General features: G+C 40.9%; 15 protein-coding genes and 1 pseudogene. 7 read left to right on the top strand and 9 right to left on the bottom strand.

What is annotated here, in order from left to right:
* On the top strand, nucleotides 1-992 hold a 992-nt coding region (locus IL355_RS14370), incomplete at its 5' end, for a transposase (protein WP_225621253.1).
* A 96-nt stretch (nucleotides 993-1088) separates the two neighbouring features.
* On the opposite strand, the gene IL355_RS14365 is transcribed toward IL355_RS14370, so the two are convergent.
* The 8 genes and pseudogenes from IL355_RS14365 to IL355_RS14330 form a co-directional block, all read right to left on the bottom strand.
* The gene (locus tag IL355_RS14365; protein ID WP_225621252.1) at nucleotides 1089-1535 is read right to left on the bottom strand and encodes a PH domain-containing protein; all 447 of its coding nucleotides are present in this window, start codon (nucleotides 1533-1535) and stop codon (nucleotides 1089-1091) included.
* A gap of 241 nt (nucleotides 1536-1776) precedes the next feature.
* The gene (locus IL355_RS14360) at nucleotides 1777-2778 is read right to left on the bottom strand and encodes a PDDEXK nuclease domain-containing protein (RefSeq protein WP_192462807.1); all 1002 of its coding nucleotides are present in this window, start codon (nucleotides 2776-2778) and stop codon (nucleotides 1777-1779) included.
* 42 nt (nucleotides 2779-2820) lie between these two features.
* Nucleotides 2821-3195 carry a recombinase family protein gene (locus IL355_RS14355; protein ID WP_192462806.1) on the bottom strand — a complete coding sequence of 125 codons (375 nt, stop codon included), beginning with the start codon at nucleotides 3193-3195 and terminating at the stop codon, nucleotides 2821-2823.
* A gap of 73 nt (nucleotides 3196-3268) precedes the next feature.
* The gene (locus IL355_RS14350) at nucleotides 3269-3559 is read right to left on the bottom strand and encodes a type II toxin-antitoxin system RelE/ParE family toxin (RefSeq protein WP_192462805.1); all 291 of its coding nucleotides are present in this window, start codon (nucleotides 3557-3559) and stop codon (nucleotides 3269-3271) included.
* On the bottom strand, nucleotides 3552-3812 hold the full coding sequence (locus tag IL355_RS14345) for a type II toxin-antitoxin system ParD family antitoxin (protein ID WP_192462804.1): 261 nt from the start codon (nucleotides 3810-3812) through the stop codon (nucleotides 3552-3554). The genes IL355_RS14350 and IL355_RS14345 overlap by 8 nt, the downstream gene beginning before the upstream one ends.
* A gap of 105 nt (nucleotides 3813-3917) precedes the next feature.
* Nucleotides 3918-4792, bottom strand: a pseudogene (locus IL355_RS14340) (PDDEXK nuclease domain-containing protein).
* Between the two features lie 589 nt (nucleotides 4793-5381).
* Nucleotides 5382-5879 carry a hypothetical protein gene (locus IL355_RS14335; RefSeq protein ID WP_192462803.1) on the bottom strand — a complete coding sequence of 166 codons (498 nt, stop codon included), beginning with the start codon at nucleotides 5877-5879 and terminating at the stop codon, nucleotides 5382-5384.
* A gap of 215 nt (nucleotides 5880-6094) precedes the next feature.
* Complete coding sequence (locus tag IL355_RS14330) at nucleotides 6095-6340, bottom strand: hypothetical protein (RefSeq protein ID WP_192462802.1); 246 nt, start codon at nucleotides 6338-6340, stop codon at nucleotides 6095-6097.
* Nucleotides 6341-6496: 156 nt separating this feature from the next.
* On the opposite strand from IL355_RS14330, the gene IL355_RS14325 reads away from it, so the two are divergent.
* From IL355_RS14325 to IL355_RS14315, 3 genes are all read left to right on the top strand, one after another.
* Nucleotides 6497-7426, top strand: a complete 930-nt coding sequence (locus IL355_RS14325) for a dihydrodipicolinate synthase family protein (RefSeq protein ID WP_192462801.1) — start codon at nucleotides 6497-6499, stop codon at nucleotides 7424-7426.
* 81 nt (nucleotides 7427-7507) lie between these two features.
* Nucleotides 7508-10813: a SusC/RagA family TonB-linked outer membrane protein gene (locus tag IL355_RS14320; protein ID WP_192462800.1), complete on the top strand. Its 3306-nt coding sequence runs from the start codon at nucleotides 7508-7510 to the stop codon at nucleotides 10811-10813.
* A 9-nt stretch (nucleotides 10814-10822) separates the two neighbouring features.
* On the top strand, nucleotides 10823-12328 hold the full coding sequence (locus tag IL355_RS14315) for a RagB/SusD family nutrient uptake outer membrane protein (protein WP_192462799.1): 1506 nt from the start codon (nucleotides 10823-10825) through the stop codon (nucleotides 12326-12328).
* A gap of 167 nt (nucleotides 12329-12495) precedes the next feature.
* On the opposite strand, the gene IL355_RS14310 is transcribed toward IL355_RS14315, so the two are convergent.
* Nucleotides 12496-13227, bottom strand: coding sequence for a FadR/GntR family transcriptional regulator (locus tag IL355_RS14310; protein ID WP_192462798.1), 732 nt, complete (start codon nucleotides 13225-13227; stop codon nucleotides 12496-12498).
* Nucleotides 13228-13412: 185 nt separating this feature from the next.
* On the opposite strand from IL355_RS14310, the gene IL355_RS14305 reads away from it, so the two are divergent.
* The 3 genes from IL355_RS14305 to IL355_RS14295 are packed head-to-tail and all read left to right on the top strand — an operon-like array spanning nucleotide 13413 to nucleotide 18380.
* Nucleotides 13413-14573: an AGE family epimerase/isomerase gene (locus IL355_RS14305; RefSeq protein ID WP_192462797.1), complete on the top strand. Its 1161-nt coding sequence runs from the start codon at nucleotides 13413-13415 to the stop codon at nucleotides 14571-14573.
* Between the two features lie 11 nt (nucleotides 14574-14584).
* Entirely contained in the window at nucleotides 14585-15721 is a 1137-nt protein-coding gene (locus IL355_RS14300; protein WP_192462796.1) for a sialidase family protein, read from the top strand.
* Between the two features lie 55 nt (nucleotides 15722-15776).
* The gene (locus IL355_RS14295) at nucleotides 15777-18380 is read left to right on the top strand and encodes a sodium:solute symporter family transporter (protein WP_192462795.1); all 2604 of its coding nucleotides are present in this window, start codon (nucleotides 15777-15779) and stop codon (nucleotides 18378-18380) included.
* Nucleotide 18381 lies beyond the last annotated feature (1 nt).

Raw genomic sequence — 18381 nt, 5'->3', positions numbered from 1 at the left:
TAAGTGCAAGTGAAAAGGAGCTAAATGCAATTAAGGGCCGCAACAAGAAGTGGGCGAAGGACCAGGACCAACGGCCGGGGGCGGGCAACAAGGGGGCCAAGTATACCAGTAACAAAACACATTACAGTCCCACGGACCCCGATGCGCGTATAAGCGTAAAGCCGGGCAAGGCCCGGAAGCTGAACTATCTGGGCCAACTGAGCGTTGATACGGCCCACCACGTCATTACGGACATCAGGGCCTACCATGCGGACGGGAAGGACAACCAACAGTTGCCGGATATAGTGAAACGGCTTCAAGGCCGGTTATGGAAACACGGATTGTATTGGGAGAACTGCGTAGCGGACACCGGTTACAGCAGTGGGGAGAACTATGCCTTTCTGGAAGCCCGGGGACTGAAGAGCTTCATTCCGCCCCATGGCACGTACAAGGGCGGTCCCGAAGGTTTTGTGTACGTTGAAGAAGATGACCATTATCTATGTCCGCAGGGCAAGGTGATCCCCTTCACCAAGGTTTTCCTAGACAGCCGCACCAAGACAAAGAAGAAGGAGTACCGCGCAAGAAAGCACGTCTGCCTTGGCTGTCCCTTACGGGAACGGTGCCTGGGCAAAAGCGCACAGGAAAAGAAGTTCAGCGTTACCTATTACCGGGCCGAGTACGAAAGGAACATTGCCCGGGTCGAGGGCCCACAGGGCAGGTATATGAAGGGCAAGCGGCAGAGTACGGTGGAACCCGTTTTCGGCACCCTTACCCAGTTTATGGGGCTCAGGAAGATAAATACCATAGGATTGAAACAGGCCAACAAGGCGATGCACCTCTCGGCAATCGCGTACAACCTGAAAAAATACCTGAAATTCGACCAAAAACGTTCCATCCCGATAGCTATGGGGAGAGGGGCGGGAAAGCTTGCCCTGCCATTATTCGTAAAAATTATGGTCCATTACGTGAAAAGCCATTCTCCGGCGCACGGAAAATTCACGTTCAACTTCTAGCATAGCATAAAAAAAGCCCCTTGAAGAGGCTTATATCGATCGTAGTTATTTCTAATTATAGGCTTGTGCAACGGTTACCATTGTTGTGTAGCGTTTTTATTCAGTTATATTATTCTTAATATTTGGATTTATTATAGCCAAGTCGTTCGCAAAATTCAGTTTGTCCTTTGGGGATATTATTATTTCATCAAATTTTCCATATTTGATTTCAACTCTGTCGAATGAAGGTGCTGGAGAAGAAATTATATTTTTAGTTTTTGACACTTCTTTTATTTCGTCAATTTTTATTGGTTTATAAGAAAAAAATCCACATTTTATTTTGAGTTTATTATTCTCAATTGTGTAATGTGTCCCGAAAAAAAGATGAAGAATAAAGGCAAAAATCAGCGAAAGAAATCCGATTAATCCAATCATTTTTCCACTTAAATCACCATTGATTAAGTTAGGAATTAACGGTCCATAAAAAACAAGAAAAATAAAAATCAATAATCCGTAGGAAACTTTAGAAGGATATTTTTTTATCATAGTCATATTTTCTTTCAACTAAAATTTTGTTTTCAATGCTACAACATAAATATATGGAACCCCAAAATACCTACATATCTTATTTTCAATTGATTACAAGATTTAAACTTCGGTAAAACGTATATCAATTCATTTGTGTTTGTTAATTGATATACAAAATACCAAACTTATACTTCTTCATTTGCAACTTAATTCTAAAGATATACATTCTTTGTATATATTTTAAAATTAGGATTCTACCTGTCTTTTAAGAATACTTTTATTTCAGTTTTTTTCTTCCTAGCCTTTCCCGGGCCTCTATAAGGGCATCGTGCAGCTTTTCCTCCAACTGTGCCTTTGGGGGAAGGTCCGTCCAATATTCGGCTACCATGATTCCGTCCTTTCCCATCTCCAAAAGTTCTATCTGTTCGTTACTTTTCTCGGCGCAAAGTATAAGCCCTATGGGCGGCTCCTCTCCTTCCTGTCTTTCGTAGCGGTTCAACCATTTGAGATAGAGCTCCATTTGGCCTTTATGGGCAGGTTTGAATTCCTCCAGTTTAAGCTCTATGGCGACCAGACGTTTCAGTTTTCGGTGGTAGAATAAAAGGTCTAGATAAAAATCCTTTCCATCCATGATCATTCGCTTTTGCCGTTCGACGAATGCGAACCCTTTTCCCAACTCAAGGATGAAGAGTTCCAATTCCTTGATGATCGCTGATTCAAGGTCTTTTTCGAGATATCCGTCCTTGACGCCCAAAAAGTCCAAAATGTACGGGTCTTTGAAAGAGGCACTTACTTTATTGGATGCGAGCATTATTTGGCTTTTCGCGATTTCCTTGCGTTCGTATGCCTTGCGTTCGATTTGGAACTGAAGTTGCCTCTTGCTCCACGCCTCCTCGGCTGCCTTGGATGCGTAGAACAAACGCTTGTTCTCATCTTTTATGGGCAAGAGTACGATAAAATGTGTCCAGCTCAATTGTGTCACCAGCGGTGACACAATCTTCAAGTCCGGGAACATCCTGGCGAATTGCATCATGCGCCGGAGATTTCGGAGTTCAAAACTCTTTCCAAAATGTTCGACCAATTGCCGCGATACCTTCGCCGTAATTTCCCCTGCGTACTCTGCCCGGCTCTCCTCTAGAACGTGCGTATTTATTTTGAAACCTACTTGCCAATATACTATTGTCAAGGTGCTGTTAACCTGAGAGGTGACCTGTCTCTTACCTTGCTCAATAATTTTGGCTAGGTCGTCGAACAGGGTTTGGGATACATCTTGCGTCATTGGTGGTACTGTGATTTTAAAATTTAATAGTTCTATGATAGCCTATCTCTTATAGGGTCTTAATTGACCGTTAAGTCCTCGATGCCTTAAATACTTGTAGTAGGTCGCCCATGAAATTTTTAACCGCTCGCATATTTCCGTAACAGTCAATTTGCCTTCCTTGAAATATTCCTCACAAAGGACTGCCTTTTGTTTATTCTTTTCGCTGATTCCCTTGGGCGCTCCTAAAACTTTGCCCCTTCTCCTTGCGGACTGTAAACCTGCCTTGGTCCGTTCGATGATGATATCCCTTTCAAGCTGTGCCAGGGAAGCAAATAGATTGATGATAAACTCCGAGTGGGAAGACCTTTCGGTCGTATCTATAAACGGTTCGGTAATACTCTTGAACTTCACCCCCTTTTCATCTAGCTCGTTCATGAGTTTCGAAAGTGGATCAAACTTCTGGCCAATCTATCCTTTATTTATACTTTTGAAATAAGATTCTTATCGTTTAAAGATGTCTCTTGAAATCCCGTACTTGCCCTAAAATGCGGACGACGAATATGCCCTTTTTGGTTGGTTCGTAAAAAATTGTGTGTGCCTTATAGTTGTATCTTTTTAGCAGGGCCGCAAATTCTGAAGCACTTCGACCAAGATCGGGATTTTCTGCCAGAGTTTGTAAAAATTGGTACAACTCGGTAACATAGGTGTGCGTCTGTAATTCGCCCCAAGTTTCCAAAGTATAATCCACTATATCATCGATATCGTCATCTGCCTTCGATGATAAATAATAGCTAGACATTTCTGTTATTTTTACGAACTATCGCAGCTTCAATAATTTCATCAACAGACCTGGTTCTAGAACTCACGCCACTATCATATCCTTCTTGTATGGCCGCTTTGGTGATTAGAAACTCTCTATTGCGCTCCTCATCTAAACGTATGAGATGCCGCATGTATTCACTATCGTTAGCGAAACCACCATTCTCGATTTGTAATTTTATCCACTCTTCCTGGGAAGTAGTTATGGTTAATGATTTTCTGATTGTTGCCATAATAATAGTATTTACATACAATATACGCATTATAACATATTATTGGCGCATAATTTACTAAAACTTTGTAGAAAGGAATTGTGTCCGGAACGTTTTGGGTATCCTTTATTTGAACTTTGGTTCTGTATTCATGTTCGAGCTCAGTTCCTTTTCAATTTTTTCTATTGTAGGTAAGCTTGGTTCAAGTTCGTTAGGGATGGCCTTCCTTAGATCATATTGAGCAATCCCTATTGGTTGTGTTGTACCCCTTAGTGCATACTCAGCTATAATTTCTGATTTTGACTTACATAACAGCAGGCCGATAGTCGGATTGTCCCCTTCTGTTCTCATCTGATCGTCAACAGCCGAAAGGTATAGGTTCATCACCCCGCAAATTCCGCTTTAAACTCAATGGCCTTAAGTTCTATGACAACATAGCATTTGAGTTTTATATGGTAAAAAAGAAGATCAATATAAAAATACTGATTATCGACTTTTAACGCTACTTGTTGCCCAACAAAGGAAAAACCCTTGCCAAGTTCAAGTAGAAAAGATGTGATATGCTTGACCAGTTGCCGTTCTATGTCCCTCTCGATTATTTTTTCACCCAGGTCTAAAAAATCAAGCTTGTAGGGGTCTTTTAGGGTATCCTTGGCCAAATCGGATTGAGGATGGGCCAATGTATTTGAAAAATTAGTGGTCGCTTGGCCTACTCGATTATACAGTTCGCTATCCATTTGATTGATCAAAACCGCCCTGGACCAAGTATTTTCTACCGTTTTATTACAATAAAACAAAGCTTCCTCATAAGACCCTGCCTTCGTTATGATCACCCTGTGATGACCCCATGGAATTTGTCCCACCAGCTGTGGGACTTTCTTAAAATCTTCGTTTTCCATGGAGTGGAACTCGAACCACTTCTTCATATAGAAGAGGTTTGAGCGCGAAAATCCTTTTTGGTCGGGAAATTCTGTTTTTAAATCCTTGGCGAGTTTATCCACAATAGAACTGCCCCATCGGGACTCGTTTATTTTTTTCGATATTGACTTGCCCAACTCCTAATATAGATGGAGCATTTCCCGGTTCAAGGAAACGGCAGCCCTCATTTGTGTCGATTGGATTTTTTTCTTTAAATCATTGACCCAACTGAAATATTCGCTTCTGTTTAGTGTATCCGAACCCATTGGTTAAAGGTACTTAAAAACTAATTTTTATCACTGATGAGAATTGTTTAATGAAGTTTGTCGCACAGCTGTGCGACAAATAGATATTACTTGGTCTCATGGCCATTGGGCGAATTTAAAGCTTTGCATAAAAATAAAATAACATTAAGCCACTCCTACTACTACGCAATTCAAGAACGTTTCTTGGATTACAAGGAAAGCCTCATTACTTACTTGGTCGGTACTTGGTCGGTGAAAGCTGAAAATCCTTTATTTGAACTTTCCACTAAGTTACGATTTCTGAATTATCATTTGTAGAAAATGGGGAAGGCTATATTTTTAGGGAAGGATACAAGAGGCTTGTAACAATCCGTTTTGTTGCCTATTAAAGGGTTGTGCAACGGTTACCCATGTTGTGCAAGGTTTTTTAAGCGATGCTATTTATTCGTAAGTCCTTATAAGATTTTGTTGCAAGATTAATTTTAATATTAAAGAAGCAATTCCCTCCATCAGCGACCAATGGTATTTCAGTCCGCCATTTGTCAAATTGGAAATCTTGACAAAAAAAGTTTAACCAAATTTCCTTTTCTCCTTTTTCGTTTAAGGTGGCTACATATTGACGTTTGTAACCTTTTAATTCAAGTCTCCATCTAGAATCCGTTTCTAATCCCTCATTGTGCTTTGCAATTGCTTTTTTTAGAATAGGTTCAATTTTGCTCAGTTCGTCCAGACTTAATTCCGTTGCAGTTGGTTTTTCATCTTGGAAAATCCAGTACCATTCCGGATTGAATTTAATTATTGTGAAGTCAGAGTTAGCAAGTCCGAAATCCGTCCGCTTTAATTTTTCTTCAACCTTGTAGTCCGTCTTATTCAGGTCTTTACATGAAGAAAACATGATGAGAGTAAGAAGAATAATTTTTTTCAAGATTATCTTTTCAAATGTTGCACAACGCAAGACTTTGTTTAGTCGTGCGTTTGGATTAGTATTTGTCGTACCAGTAAGGTACGTAAAAAGAAAAATACAAGGGAGCACAGCAGATTGCATATTGCGGTTGATATGCACGGTTGTCCTCGATGGCACCTAAAAGTGATAGAATTGATAATCCTTTAACTCAAAAACAAATGGTTCAGAACAATCCTTTATTTAAACTTTGCTCTTTTTAGGTAATATTCACAGGCACTATCTTCATCAAAAAATTTACGTACAGAACCAATTTGACCTCTTTCTTTATGATATATTTCCCAAACAGGTCTGTGCTTTCCCATTTTGATTAATAAAGCCAATTTATCATTATCATCTTTACTTCCATATAAACCATGCAAATAAATTTGGGAATCATCAATTTCTAAAGCTTTTAGTTCATTATATAGCTCGGCTAGATTCATCCTTTTTTTGAACTTTCAATATAAGACATCAAGATAGGCAAAAACCAAACAGTGCCGAAAAAGGTTCATTTAGGGGTACTTAATTAAATCTCACTTAAGATTTTAAGAAATCAAAATAAATTCATACATTTGAATTATGTATAACATAATACAATTATGAAAAATTTAATAGCTGCAACTTATGCTCCTATGCATCCTAATGGAACCCTTAATCTGGGTATTATAAAGGCATATGGGGAATTTTTAAAGTCGAATAAAGTTACTGGAGCCTTTGTAAATGGTTCTACCGGTGATTTTGTGTCTCTGAGCACCTCGGAAAGAATGGATTTGACAGAGGCGTGGTCCGATGCGAAAGCGGATGACCTCTATATCATAAATCATGTTGGGCATACTAATATTCGAGAAGCAAAAGACCTTGCCGTACATTCTGTGGGTAGGGCGAATGCGATAGCGGCATTGGCCCCTTACTATTACAAGCCCAAATGTATAGAAAGGTTGCTTGACTATTGTATGGAGATAGCATCAGCTGCGCCAGACTTACCGTTTTATTACTACCATATACCTGTTTTGAGCGGAGTCAATTTTGATATGGTCACATTTCAGAACAAGGCAATATCATCAATTCCAAACTTTAGAGGAATAAAATTTACAGAAGATAATTTAACAGGTTTTGCCAGTAGTTTGGATTACTCCGATGATAAAGTGGAAATCTTTTTTGGGGTAGACGAAAAGTTTGCATCCAGTATTAAGGTAGGCGCCAAGGGCTGGGTAGGAAGTACTTACAACCATTTGGCTCCTTTGTACCATAGTATTTTGACCAATCATGATAATGGTTTGATTGAAAATGCTGATAAATTGCAAAAACTAGCCGTGTACTTTGTGGACACACTTGAAGAAATAGGTGGTTTCCACGGCGGTAGCAAGGGATTTATGAAGTTCTTTGGATTAGAAATGGGACCTAGTCGTTTTCCACATAAGACGTTCAGCGACATACAGTTGAATCAAGCTTATGATTTGATGAAAAAGGAATCCCTCTTGGATTATCTGTCGAAGCCTACACAACTTAGCAAAATACCTAATCAATAAAAATTTTGCGGTATTATGTAATACATAATACACATTTTATATATTTGCGATTAATACTTAAATAATCAAACTCTAAATTTTATGGAATTCTCCAATTACGTAAGAAAAAGCACTACGATACTTCCACGCCGTGTGTTGCGGGGGAAGGGCGCTTTAGCCCATTTTTCCCTTTTTGCATTAATGGTTTTATATTCTTTCACTTCACACGGCCAAACAAGCCAATTAACCGGTAATGTGACCGGCTCGGATGGGGTTCCCCTTCCAGGGGCCTCTGTGTTGGTAAAAAATACTTCAAATGGCACTCAGACAGATTTTGATGGTAACTATTCCATAGAAGCCGGTCCCAATGATGTTTTAGTTTTTAGCTATATAGGTTTCTCTGCCAAGGAGGTTCCTGTATCTAATCAAACCACTATTAATGTAATTCTAGATGAAAACACGGCAGTATTGGATGAAGTGGTGGTGACAGGATATGGTAGTCAATCTAGGGCTACCTTGACATCTTCGGTTGCAAAACTTGATACCCAAGTTTTGGAAAGTGCGACACGATCAAATCCCGCAACCGCTTTGCAAGGAACCGTTGCCGGTTTGAGGGTGACCAACACTACGGGGCAACCCGGTTCTACACCGGAAATAGTGCTAAGAGGGGGAACTAATTTTAGTGGGAATGACTCCCCTTTGATTCTTGTTGACGGAGTGCCCAGCTCTTTTTATGCCCTTAATTCAGACGACATTGAATCTATTGAGGTTTTAAAGGATGCCGCGGCCACAGCCATTTATGGTGCGAGATCGGCAAATGGTGTTATATTGATTACCACAAAAACGGGCAAATTAGGTAGGTCTTCTATAAATTATAAATATAGATATAGCTTAAATAATGAACGAAATGACCAACAATATATTGGTGCGGCCAGTCACATTAATTATAACAGGCAATCTATAGCTTGGTATCGTGAGGCTGCGGGAGATCCAGGTGCATTTAGTGCATTTCTTGATGGTAATCAAGGTGCGGGAACCGGTAACAACAGTACTAACGACCCTTTCACTACGCAATTGCTGACGTCAGAAAACCGGTACTTGCTAAACCAACCTGGTTGGCAATCCATTCCAGATATATTAAACCCAAGTCAACAAATTGTTTTCTTTGACAACAAGGGTGTAGGAGATAGAATTTACCAGGATAGTGAATCCAAAGACCATTATATATCTTTTGATGGCGGTAATGACAAGGGTACTTATTATTTAGGTTTAGGTATGTTGGATAATGAAGGTCTCATTTTAGGGTCTGGATTTGAAAGATATTCGGGAAAATTTAGTGGTTCTTATAAAGTAAATGACAATGTAAAGGTAAATTCCAATATTCTTTATTCCCACTCTAACTTAAGTACTGGTGGCTTAGGAAATGAAGATACTGTGTTCAGGAGATTTCAAGGGCAGGCGGCCACTTCTAGAACCTATGACAGTAAACCTGATGGAACATGGTCTGATCAATATGCCGTTGGTCAGAACCAAAGTTTTGGTAATCCATTATATTATCAAGACAAGTTTGTTAGAAAGAATCTTGAGCAACGTTTGACGGCATCCGCAGGACTCGATTGGACCATTTTCGATAATTTAATTTTTTCTTTACAAGGAAGTCACTTTGCCATCAATAATCACAATGAAAATTTCAATAGGGCATATAGGGTAGGTAGTACTTCAGGTCCACTTCGCACAGGAAGGGAGGCAAGTGTAAGTTTGGATAGAACCTTAAGGAATCAGCTAACAGGAACCTTGAATTATATCAAGAGTTTTGGTAAGCATAATGTTAATGCGTTGGTGGGAGCAGAATATTTTAAGGATAATTTCTTCCAAACTTCCGCAGGTACTAGAAACTCACCAACAGATTTGATAGAAACTCTTAATGCTGGAGCTGAAGCTAATGGCATACCCTATAGTTTTGAATCGGAATATGTAATCAGTTCCACTTTTGGTAGATTGTTATATGACTACGATAACAAATATTTGGTCGGTTTCACATTTAGGAACGATGGTTCTTCAAGACTAGGAAATAACAAGTTTGGCTTCTTTCCCGGCGTATCTCTCGGTTGGAACGCTCACAATGAAAAATTCTTCCAAGATTCGGGATTAGGAAAAACGATAACCACCCTGAAGCCAAGGTTAAGTTATGGTGTTAACGGAAATCAGGATGTTTTGAGCAATTATGGCGTATATGGTTCTTATGGTTCCCAAGGAGTTTATAATGGACAAACAGGTTATGCTAATTCGAGTTTGGCAACCCTTGACTTAAAATGGGAAAAGGCAACAACATTTAATATAGGTCTGGATGTATCCTTGTTTGACAATAGATTGTCCTTTATCGCAGATCTGTACAAAAGGGATATAAAGGATAAATTGGCAAGTTTGACCCTTCCTTATTATACAGGATTCAGCGGGATTCTTACAAATAATGGAACTTATAGAAATAAAGGTTTTGAACTTCAAGTTAATGGGGATATTATAAGAAAAGATGATTTCACCTGGAATTTGGGAGCGACCATGACCACCAACCGAAACTACGTTGTCAATTTACCCGAAAATGATAATGATCTTAACAGGCAAGGCGGTAGTTTAATATGGAACCCTAACACCGGTCAGGAAGAATGGGTAGGAGGATTACAGGAAGGCCAGCGATATGGTGGCGACTTAGTAGTTGCCTTTGAACAAGAATCCATTTATGCCAACCAAGCAGAAGCAGATGCCGACAATGCAATTACCGATGAATATGTACCTGGTGCCAGTCGTAACCAAAGATGGGCTGGTGATGTAAAATGGGTTGATAAAAACGGTGATGGAATAATCAATAGTTTGGACAGAAAGGTAATTGGCAGAACAACACCGGATTTTGTGGGTGGTTTCAATACTAACTTAACTTATAAAAACTTTAGTCTTTTCGTGCAAACGGATTTTGCTACTGGACATTTGGTATGGAACCATATCAGGAACAAGGGGTACGCACAAACACAGGGTAACTTGGCGCAGCCCGTTGAAGTCTTAGATTCTTGGACTCCTGATAACACGGATACAGATTGGCCGCGATTTGTTTTTGTCAACGGCACGAGAAATGTTTGGAGAGGTAATGAAAGTATAGCAAGTTTACAGACGGAAGGAAATGAAAGATTTTGGGAAAAGGGAGATTATTTAGCGCTTAGGGAGGTTACCCTTAGCTATAACCTGCCAAGTGAATATTTCAATGACTATATAAAAAGATTGAGTATAAACGTAACTGGATCAAACCTACATTATTTTAAAAGTATGAGTGGGGATACGCCAGAAGTAGGTGGGGTACAGTATGGCGAATTTCCGGTACCAAAAACCCTAACTATAGGACTTAACGTAACATTTTAAAAAACAAAGATGAAAAAGTATATCTATTTAATAATAATAGCAGTAAGTTTCATGGCTTGTGAAAAGGAATTGGAGCTTGACGCACCTAGTGAATTGACCACCGCTGGATTTTGGGAATCCGAAGAAGGGGTTAGAACTGCGCACACCGGTTTGTTTGCCGATTTTCGTGGAGAAGCTGCAGATTTATGGCTTCTTGGCGAAATTAGAAGTGACGTATGGGGTGGTCGAACTTATGAAACCCCATCCAATATAGACCTTATAGAATCAAGCTTTACGGTATCAACGGCACCATTTGGCGGATGGGCTGGTCTTTATACCAATATTCACAGAGTGAATGACTTTTTATTAAATGCTCCCGGAGTTGAATTTGTTAATGAATCGGATAAAAGTCATTTGATAGGCCAAGCATATGGCTTAAGAGCTTTTTACTATTATACACTATTAAAAACTTGGGGTGCCGTACCAATTATTTTAGAGCCTTTGTCCACAGTGAATCCCGCAGGTTTAAGTAAAGAAAGGTCATCGCAAAGTGAGGTTATGGAACTCATTAAGTCAGATCTAGAGGCTTCCTTATCAGCATTTGGATCAGATAACAGCTTTTGGCAAGAAAATAGAAATTTTTGGAGTAAGGCAGCAACTTTGGCACTTAAAGGTGATGTCTATATTTGGTCGGGAAATTTATTGGATGGCGGAGCTGCTGATTTTAACGACGCTAAATCGGCTTTAGAACAAATCGAGGGGTTAGGAGTTAGTTTGGTACCGGATATAGAAAGCCTTTGGGGAGTGTCCAATGAGGGGAATAACGAGTTTGTTTTTGCCCTACAATACCAGCGTGACGAGGCCTCCAATATTTACAATAGCTTTACAGGTAGAAGCACGGAGATTAACCCACAGTTCAATGCTGACGGAGAATCCATGATAGACTTCATAATTGCCGGAGCAAATAGATATGGACAATCTGAAAAGACCATAGTTTTGTTGGATGACAATGATGATGCCCGTAAAGATGCCACCTTCATTAGGCTATATACGGACGACAATGGTGGTTCTGGATACCCCATGTACAGTGAACCCACCTATTTTGGGTCTATTTTTAAAAAGTTTTTGGGTCAGGTCGATGGGTCGGAACGTATTTTTGAAAATGATGTTCCCTTATATAGATATGCCGATGTTCTCCTACTATTGGCGGAAGCAAAGAATTTGCTGGGCGAAGATCCATCAGGTGAAATAAACCAAATCAGAAAAAGGGCTTATGGTGAGAATTATTCCCCAGTATTACATGGTTATGCGAGTAGATCACAGGTTGAAAATACCAATGCAATCCTTAACGAACGTTATAAAGAATTTATAGGAGAAGGAAAAAGGTGGTGGGACCTCAGGAGAGCTGGTGATAGCTTTGTTTTGGATAATGTAACATTTTTAGAATCTGGAGAGGAATATAAATTGTTATTACCAATATCCGATGACATGATTGGTAGAAACCCCTTGCTTAATCAAACGCCGGGATGGCAATAGTATAATTATGAATTGTTTTTGTTAGTTTTAGATAGTTGAGTTAGTGAATGGGAAAAGGGATTTGATATATCAAATCCCTTTTTATTTATAATAGAATGTAAAAGATGAACAAAGTTTAACTATCAAGGGGGGGGTATCAAGCTTGAGATAGTAATCAAAAGGATTTTTTAAGGTTGTCCTTTTTTTAATATATGGTCAAAATGAGGCTCGAGATGCCTGCGCATGGCATTTCTAAAAGTTTCGGGAGTACCTATTTTTAAATTGTCCAACAGCATTCTATGCGTTACAAATGTGCCCGTGGTATAATGGTATTCGTCCAAGTCCGTGTTTTCAGTTTCCTTCAAATATACATATTCAAAGACAGGCAAAAGCAAACCTTGAAACCTTTGTAAGGTCTCATTCTTGGATATTTGGTATAGTTTGCCGTGGAAGGCAACTTCCTTGTCCAAGGTAAAACGTATTTTGCCGGTATCCGTGGCCTCCCCGGTCTCTACGATTTCCTCTAGCTCGTCCATATCTTTTTGTGTTCTGTTTTCGAAAAGAAAATCGGCCATGCCCATTTCAAGGATCAGACGAAATTCGAACAGCTGCTTCAACGTGTTTTCGCCCAATAGTGTAGGGTCCATTATCCGTTCAAAATTATTGATGATATCCGGCTGCTTTAATATCATCCCCCGGTGTTTCTTCGATTCCACTAATCCAAGAGTCCTTAGGCGAAGTAATGCTTCACGAACCACCGTTCTACTGACTCCTAACGATTCGGCAAAGTCCAACTCCTTGGGAATGGCATCACCAGGTTTTAAGTTATTTTCCTTAAAAAAGGCCAATAAGCGCACCTCCACCTTATCTACAAGAGATCCGGTATCAACGGGCTTTATATTCTTTAATTGCTTCGTCATTGGTGTCGTTGATTATGCCAGCCATTAATGCTAGTGCAGATTCAAAAATTAAGTAGATAATTCTGCAAAAATAGGAATTGTTATTTTCTTTTTTTTAGGCTTATCGCCATTTGTAGATTATTCCCTTTAAACATTGCGAAGTTAAGGTAAATTTACCTAATTTTGTATTATGTTATACATATTTAATGAAATATAGACAAATATACCAAGAAACGTTGTTGAATGATATACTCCCTTTTTGGGAGAGATATTCCTTGGATACTCAATATGGAGGATACTATACTTGTTTAGACCAACAAGGAAGGGTTTACGACACCGACAAGTTCGTCTGGCTTCAAGCCAGACAAGTTTGGATGTTCTCCAAATTGTACAATCAGTTCGAGAAACGGCCTACATGGTTGCAAATTGCAAGATCTGGGGCGGATTTTCTTAGGAAAAACGGAATGGACGCTAATGGGAGCTTTTATTTTTCCCTGACCAGAGAGGGCAAACCTTTGGTGCAACCCTATAATGTTTTCTCCGACTGTTTTGCAGCCATGGCCTTTGCCCAGTACGCAAAGGCTTCGGGAAGTGATGAATACGAGAAACTGGCAAAAAACACCTATCTCAATATTCTGGATCGAAAAGGTAATCCAAAAGGGATTTATGAGAAAAGCATGGGCGAGAGACAACTGAAGAACTTTGCCCTCCCGATGATATTATCTAATCTGGTATTGGAACTTGAAGATATTCTTGAACCCGAGGAAGTAGAGCGCACAATAGCGTTTAGCGTTGACGAAGTGATGGAAGTTTTTCTACAAAAAGATTCCGGCATCATTTATGAAAATGTCTCAACGGACGGTTCTCTGCATGACAGTTTTGACGGTAGGCTTATCAACCCAGGCCATGGAATCGAAGCCATGTGGTTTATGATCGATATTGGCGTGCGACAAAAAGACCACAAATTTATTCAAAGGGCGACCGAGACAATCATCCGTATTTTGGAGTATAGTTGGGACGAAGAATTCGGGGGCATTTTCTATTTTATGGATGGAAAAGGCCATCCGCCCCAACAACTTGAATGGGATCAGAAACTTTGGTGGGTCCATTTAGAAACCTTGGTAGCCCTGGCCAAAGCGTGGGAGCATAACCCGGTCAAAACTATTAAACACTGGTATAAAAAAGTACACGATTATACATGGTCACATTTTCCGGACCCTGTAAATGGGGAGTGGTTCGGGTATCTTAACCGACAAGGGCAACCTTTATTGACATTAAAGGGCGGGAAATGGAAAGGCTGTTTCCATGTTCCAAGAGCTATGTATCAATGCTATAAATCTTTTGAAAAAATCGAAACTGAACAATAAAATCTAAAAAAATGAAAAAAACAGCGCTGTTTATCCTATTGGTTCTTGCCGCCTTTTCCTTGCAGGCCCAAAACAAAACACCTGCAATGGCCAAAGGATTAAAAACACATCAGGACCTATTTAATACCTCAATGAACGATTCGGTTTCTTGCTATCGTATACCCGCGCTCATTACGGCACCCAATGGAGACCTTATTGCCGCTATTGATGAAAGGATACCCTCATGTAACGACCTTAGGGGCAGTGACGACATCAACATCGTTATTCGTCGAAGCAGCAATAGCGGTAGGACTTGGGGACCAATCGAGACGGTAATAGATTTTCCATTGGGTAAGTCAGCTTCAGATCCTTCAATGATTGTTGATGAAATGACCAAAGAGATTTTCTTGTTTTACAATTTCATGAACTTAGATACCGAAAAAGACATCTATTATTTACATGTCACAAAAAGTTCCGATAATGGGAAAACATGGAGCGAACCGGAAGATATTACTTCGCAGATTGCCAAACCGGAATGGCATAACGATTTTAAATTTATTACATCTGGTCGGGGTATTCAAACTAGGTCCGGAAAACTATTGCACACCATGGTCAACCTAAACAGTGGCCTTCACTTGTTCGGTAGTGATGACCATGGTAAAACGTGGTATTTTATCGATACGCCTGTTCAACCAGCCGATGAATCAAAGGTAATCGAACTTGCGGACGGCACTTTGATGATCAATGCACGCGTCAATAAGAAAGGGCTTCGTTATGTGCACACTTCAACCGATGGTGGAAAAACGTGGGCGACAAAACCCGCACCCGAACTAGTGGATCCAGGCTGCAATGCAAGTATCGTTCGTTATACGGCCATTAAAGATGGCTATGATAAAAACCGCCTCTTATTTTCAAACGCCAATTCGGCCAAGGGCCGAACGAACCTGACCGTTCGAGTGAGTTACGATGAAGGGAAAACGTGGACCAAGGGCAAGACAATTTATGAAGGCCCTTCGGCGTATTCTTCATTGACCGTTTTGGACAATGGGGACATCGGCATGTTCTTTGAAAAAGACGAGTACACCGAGAACGTGTTTGCCAGCTTTTCGTTGAAATGGCTGACCAACGGAAAAGACAAGTATAAAAAACCCAAGAATAAGAAATTCTAGTACTTTGAAACCTAGAGGGGCAATTAAAAAAAATCCAATCCGAATACCGATACAAATGAACAAAGCAAGAATTTTGACAGTGGCGGCTTTATTCTTCTTGATCATCTTCGCAGGCCTTGGTCAAGAAATTCCCAAACTCGGCATCACCGAATTGCCGAACCTTCCGGCACAAGAAGCCGGTAAAACTTCTCTGGGCTTTGCGGGCATGGTGGGCGGCACACATAATGATGCTGTTATCGCGGGGGGCGGTACCAATTTTCCCAACGTTTTGCCTTGGGAAGGTGGCAAAAAATTTTATAGCGATACCATTTATCTGCTGAAGGACGGCCAATGGCACTTAGCGGATCTGCGGATGCCTTCGCCTCTCGCTTATGGAGCTTCGGTTTCCACTCCCGAAGGTGTTTTGGTTATTGGCGGAGAGGATGGAACTTCGACCACTGATGCCGTTTATTTGTTGCAATATGATCCGGGCAAAGGCGACCTTGAAATTATTGATTTTCCCAACCTGCCCGAACCTTTGGCGTATTCATCTGCTGTCGTCGAAGATGATTTTGTCTATGTGGTCGGAGGAAAAAATTCCACGAAAAGCGTCAATTCTTTTTATAGGATGTCCCTAACTGACAAATCTGCATGGGAAAAACTTCCCCACTTTCCGGAGTCGCCCCGTGCCTTGCATGCCGTGGCGGTGCAAGAGACAAGATATTCCCGGAAACTTTTTGTCATCGGGGGACGCAACCAAATGGCTGGAAAAAAGTCGGAACCCCTAACCGATTTCCTGTCCTATGACCTGAAGGAGGGCATCTGGAAAAAAGAGGGCGAAATCTTGATAAACGGAAAAACTAAAGTTTTGATGGGAGCGGCTGCCGAGACCATGGGCTCCATGCATTTGATAGTATATGGCGGTTCGGACGAAGTGCTTTTTGACAAACTTGAAAATATCGCTTTGCGAGTTGGTCGAACGCAAAACGATTCCTTGATCGCGAAGCTGACCGCAAAGCAGGATAAGATTCTGAACACACATCCCGGTTTTTCAAAAGCAATTCTGAGCTACAACACAATTACCAAAAAGTGGTTCGTCTATGATAGCTTGCCTGAGAAAATTCCGGTAACGGCCTTGTCGTTTAAGAAGGATGACCAATTTCTTATTGTTTCCGGCGAAATTTCCCCCGGAATACGAACGCCGAAAGTGCGAAAATATAAAATTGCAGAAGCCGCCGAACCCTTCGGTGTCATCAATTATACCGTTTTGGCCCTTTATCTGCTGATCTCGCTCGGTATCGGCATCTATTTTATGCGAAAACAAAAATCGACCGAAGATTATTTTGTTGGTGGGGGGCGTATTCCGTGGTGGGCCAGTGGGCTTAGCGTTTTCGGTACGTTGTTGAGCGCTATTACCTTTATGGCAATTCCCGCCAAGGCCTTTATTACCGACTGGTCATTTTTTATGCTTACCATTGCGGCCATACTGATAACCCCAGTCATCGCCTTTCTGTTCATCCCCTTTTTCAATAAACTCAAGATTACCACCGCCTATGAGTTTTTGGAAAATAGGTTCAACTACTTTGCAAGGGCATTCGGAAGCCTTTCCTTCATTCTCTTTCAATTCGGGCGTATCGGAATCGTACTACTATTGCCCTCTCTGGCAATATCGATTGTAACAGGTATTCCAGTGGATATAAGCATCCTCATTATGGGAGTGTTGTGCATTCTCTACACTACCTTCGGTGGCATCGAAGCCGTGATATGGACCGATGTACTACAGGTCATCGTGCTTATGGGCGGTAGCATTTTGGCCGTTGTATGGATAATGTTAAATACCGAATCCTCTTTTGGAGATATGGTTACCTATGCCACCGAACGTAACAAATTCAATATGGCCGATATGGATTTCACTTTTACCAAGGCCACATTTTGGGTAACGCTTATCGGCGGTCTGGCCTCGGGATTGGTTACCCAGGGAACGGACCAAACCGTCGTACAAAGGTACCTGACCAGTACCGATGTGAAAAATTCCCAAAAAACCCTATACACCAATGCTGTGCTGTCATTGCCCGCTGCAATAATTTTCTTCGGATTGGGTACGTTACTGTTCATTTTCTACACAGAAATGCCCGAACGTCTATCACCTGCGCTATCGAACAACGATGCGCTTTTGCCCTGGTACATCGTAAGGGAGCTTCCCATCGGGATCTCGGGACTATTGGTCGCGGGTATTTTTTCCGCTGCCATGTCAAGTATTAGTAGTAGCCTGAATTCGGTATCCACTGCATTCTGTAATGATTTTTACAAACACTTTCGGTCAGGCGTAGCTGATGAAAAGCTATTGAAAATTGCCCGCATCGCTACTATACTTACTGGGATTATAGGTGTCTTGCTGGCACTATGGATGGCCGGCTCCAACATAAAATCGCTTTGGGACGAATTTTACAGATACTTGGGGCTGTTTACCGGAGGCCTGGGGGGAATGTTCCTTTTGGGTATGCTAACCAAAAAGGCAAATGCCAACGGAACCCTATTGGGTTTACTGGTAAGTGCGTTGCTGACCTGGTACATAAGTGCCTATACCGAGATCAGTTTTTTGATGTACGCCTTTTTCGGGGTAGTGTCCTGTTTTGTTTTCGGATACTTATTCAGCTTGATTTTTAAGGATAAAAAGTAGC

The organism is Euzebyella saccharophila, assembly GCF_014855495.1.
Taxonomy (GTDB): domain Bacteria; phylum Bacteroidota; class Bacteroidia; order Flavobacteriales; family Flavobacteriaceae; genus Euzebyella; species Euzebyella saccharophila.
The sequence above is the reverse complement of the archived record's forward strand: the minus strand, read 5'-3'. Positions and strand labels throughout refer to the sequence as shown.